Origin of the sequence: Dietzia sp. DQ12-76, assembly GCF_014145045.1 — a bacterium.
In the GTDB taxonomy this organism is placed as follows: domain Bacteria; phylum Actinomycetota; class Actinomycetes; order Mycobacteriales; family Mycobacteriaceae; genus Dietzia.
The window spans coordinates 1-3,593 of the sequence record NZ_JAALDV010000367.1 but is presented as its reverse complement, the minus strand read 5'-3'; the positions used below and the strand labels follow the sequence as shown (position 1 = coordinate 3,593).

Sequence of the window (3,593 nt, the reverse complement as noted above, 5' to 3'; positions counted from 1 at the left end):
TCCTCCGCTCCCCGGACGACACGCGGGCGGGCGCGATCATGGACACCGCTCCCCCGGTGGTGGCCCCGACCGCCGTGCAGGAGCAGGCGGCGTGGCGCGCCGTCCAACACGGCGAACCGACCCTGGCGGTCGTCGACGACGGCCGGTTCGTCGGTCTCGTGCCCGCGACCGCGCTGCTCGGGGTCCTGCTCGCGGAACACGATGAGGACCTCGTCCGCCTGGGCGGATTCCTCAAGTCCGCCTCTCCCGCCCAGACCACCACGGTCGAGCCGGTGCTGCAGCGCCTGTGGCACCGGCTTCCGTGGCTGGTGGTGGGGTTGGTGGGGGCCCTGCTCGCCGCGGGAGTGGTGGGCGGCTTCGAGGCCGTGCTCGCCGAGCACGTCCTCATCGCGTTCTTCGTCCCCGGCGTGGTCTACCTCGCCGACGCGATCGGGACCCAGACCGAGGCGCTCGTCATCCGCGGACTCTCGCTGGGGGTCGGGATACGTCAGGTGGCAGGGCGCGAGATCCTCACCGGGATCCTCCTGGGGCTCGTCCTCGGCGTGGTGTCACTGGTCCTGGTGGGTGTGATCTGGCAGGACTGGTCGGTGGCGCTGGCGGTCGCCCTCGCGCTGCTCGCCGCCGCCTCACTGGCCACGGTCATCGCGCTGGTGCTGCCGTGGCTCATCGACAGGGTCGGCAAAGACCCCGCCTTCGGCTCGGGCCCCCTCGCCACGGTGCTGCAGGACATCATCACGGTCACGATCTACCTCGCGGTGGCGTCCGTCCTCGTGGTGTGACACGCCCCGTGGGTCACGGGCCGGGTGGGTGACGGGCCGGGTGGGTGACGGGCGGGTCACGCCACCGCCAGCGGCCGGACCTGCTCGAGCATCACGTCGACGAACACGTCGGTGTTCTCCGCGCTGCCCAGACCGTGTCCGCCCTCGAGCCAGATCAGCTCCTTGGTCGGGGCGTCGAGTACGTCGTAGTACTCCTGCACCAGGCTCGGCATCGCGTTGACGTCGTGGCGTCCGACGAAGAAGAACACCGGCACCTCCAGCTCGGGGGCCTGCTCCACGAAATCCAGGTCCTCGAGCTGCGGATACACGGCGTTGAACGAGTCGATCAATCCGCGGGTGTGGTTGATCGTGTCGAGGTAGCCGTACTCGGGCACGAAGAACCCGAGGAGCGGCACCACCAGCGTGTAGCGGGGCGTGCCCATGATCTCGTTGAGCACGTCGAGGAAGTCCACGTAGGGCCGCACCACGTTCTCGCCGTGGTACGGCGGCGGCCCGTTCTCGCGGAGCCTGTCCGCACGCCGGGTCTCGCCCTGCTCCTCGAGGTGCGCCAGCGCCAGCTCGTAGCCCATCCGGTCGTTCTCACCTGTGTTGACCATCTGCCCGCTGCTGACGAAGGCGTGGAAGAGCTCGGGGTGCTCCTGCACCAGCCAGATGCCGAGGATGCTCGACCACGACACCCCGTAGACCACGATCCTCTCCTGCCCGAATCGCTCGATCAGGTACCGGGCGAGCGCGGCCGCGTCGTCGACGAACCGCTGCCGGTCGAGCTCGTCGAACGGCACGGCGCCGTACGACCTGCCCGTCCCCGGCTCGTCCCAGTTCACCACCGTGAAGTGCTCTTCCAGCGGCCGGAACTCGCGCGAGTTGAAGAACCCGCCGCCGCCCGGGCCGCCCATCCCGAGGTTGAGCAGGACCGGGTTTGACGTGTCGTGGCCGCGCAGGGTGATCCACTGCTCGCTGCCGTTCAGCTCCACCGCCTCCATCGACGCAATGCTGCCGGGCACCGGCTCGCCGTCCGGTCCGGTGATCGGCGGCGTCACGGCGAGGGTCTGCGAGGCGAGCACCGACCCGATCGCCGCGATCGCCACCACGCCCACCGCGGCCGGCCGCACCCACCGCCGGCGACGCGCGGCGACGAGCCAGACCAGACCGCCCAGGCCCAGCACGAGAAGGGGTAGCCACGCCCATAGTGGGACCGACGTGGTGAGGGGCAACAGGAGCACAGGAAGGAGCAGGAGGACGACCGCGACAACGGCCGCCGCGGTAACCCACCCGTGCGCCCGACCAGGCGACTTACGGCGCGCTGCCACCGGACCCGATCTGGATCTTCGTCGGCGCGGAGATCTCCGCCAGGGGGACGGTGACCTTGAGGACACCGTCGTCGTAGTCGGCCGTGATCTTCTGGACATCGGCGTGATCGGGCAACGCGATGCTGCGGAAGAAGCTGCTGCTGCTCTCGCGGACGACGTACTTGCGCGACTTGTCCTCGTCGCGCTCGTGCCGCTCGGCCTGGATGGACAGCGTCCCCTTGTCGACGGCGACGGAGATGTCCTTCTCCTCGAAGTTCGGGAGATGGACCTCCACCACCAACCCCGTGTCCCCCTCGGTGTACACGTCGGTGGTCGGGGCCCTGCCGCGGAGGGTGCCCAACAGACCGCTGTCCAGGAACTCCCTCCGCAGGGCGTCGAGCCCCGCGAACGGATCGAAACGTGCCAGGTTGTCCGCCATGATCGTGCTCCTTCTGCTCGGACGACATCACGCAACATCGTGACGGGTGGTCACGACCCATCGTCGTCCCGCCGATCGGGGCGGAGTAGGGCCATTGGGCCCGACCTCGACGGTCCACTCGACCGGCATGCCCGACCACCGACGGGCACACGCACGGTCGGACGGGTCGATCGACCCGGGGACCTCTCACCGCGGGACTTTCGGCCCTATCGGCGGTTCCGGTACCGGTACGACGATGACGGCATGACCAAAGCACTGAGCCCGGACCGCATCGTCGTCGGAGTCGACGGGTCCCGTCCGTCACTCTCCGCACTACGACGAGGCGCGCAGATCGCCGCCGCCCTGGACCTGACGGTGGAGGCGATCACCACCTGGGACTACCCGCCGATGATCGACGCCTACTACTCGGCGGACTGGACACTCGACGAGGATGCCGCAAAGCTGCTCGCCACCGCGGTCGACGACGCGTTCGACGGATCACCCCCCGAAGGGCTCCGCCAGACGGTCCTGCAGGGGCCCGCGGCGCGCCTGCTGATCGAGCACAGCAGGGGCGCGTACATGCTCGTGCTCGGCAGCCGCGGGCACGGCGGTTTCGTCGGGCTTCTTGTGGGATCGGTGAGTTCCGCCTGTGCCACCCACGCGCACTGCCCCGTCCTCATCATGCACGAGGACTGACCGGGATCCGGGGCTGAATCAGGCCGTGGCCCTGGCTGCCGCCGCCACCCCGGAGGACATCGTCGTCAGGATGTCCGCCACCGGCCGTCGCGGCGTCAGCGGTAGGGCCTTCGCGCCCGGCCGCGCCCACCCCATCCGGATGATGAGCTGGGGGAAGCATCCGCTCGACATGGCGGACTGCTGCAACACCCGCCGGGTCGCCGGCACCTCCAGCGCCTCGCTGATCGGGCAGGTCGACAAGCCGAAGGACGTGGCCTCCAGGAGCACCGCGCTGCTCGCCTCACCAGCACGGAGATGGCTGAAGTGGTCGTCACCGGGCGTCGCCATGACGAGGAACGCGCCCGCGTCCTCGGCGTCGCCGGCACGGCTTCCGGGGTCGCCGGCGTGGCGCCCGGGGTCGCCATCGTGGCC

4 protein-coding genes and 1 pseudogene are annotated in these 3,593 nt (G+C 70.0%); 2 read left to right on the top strand and 3 right to left on the bottom strand.

From position 1 onward, the window contains the following. The coding region (locus G6019_RS12435) for a magnesium transporter (RefSeq protein ID WP_182627713.1) at positions 1-779 on the top strand (779 nt) is incomplete at its 5' end. 56 nt (positions 780-835) lie between these two features. On the opposite strand, the gene G6019_RS12430 is transcribed toward G6019_RS12435, so the two are convergent. After that, on the bottom strand, positions 836-1,993 hold the full coding sequence (locus G6019_RS12430; protein WP_206681825.1) for an alpha/beta fold hydrolase: 1,158 nt from the start codon (positions 1,991-1,993) through the stop codon (positions 836-838). A gap of 79 nt (positions 1,994-2,072) precedes the next feature. After that, positions 2,073-2,507 carry an Hsp20/alpha crystallin family protein gene (locus G6019_RS12425; protein WP_107756899.1) on the bottom strand — a complete coding sequence of 145 codons (435 nt, stop codon included), beginning with the start codon at positions 2,505-2,507 and terminating at the stop codon, positions 2,073-2,075. Positions 2,508-2,750: 243 nt separating this feature from the next. Between G6019_RS12425 and G6019_RS12420 the strand changes: the two genes are divergently transcribed. Then, positions 2,751-3,182, top strand: a complete 432-nt coding sequence (locus tag G6019_RS12420; RefSeq protein WP_182613287.1) for a universal stress protein — start codon at positions 2,751-2,753, stop codon at positions 3,180-3,182. An 18-nt stretch (positions 3,183-3,200) separates the two neighbouring features. On the opposite strand, the pseudogene G6019_RS12415 reads toward G6019_RS12420, so the two are convergent. Next, positions 3,201-3,593: pseudogene (locus tag G6019_RS12415) on the bottom strand (nitroreductase family protein); the annotation flags it as partial.

Coding starts and splice junctions, on each gene's coding strand:
- G6019_RS12425 (WP_107756899.1), bottom strand. CDS start 2,507: ATGGCGGACAACCTGGCACGTTTCGATCCGTTCGCGGGGCTCGACGCC.
- G6019_RS12420 (WP_182613287.1), top strand. CDS start 2,751: ATGACCAAAGCACTGAGCCCGGACCGCATCGTCGTCGGAGTCGACGGG.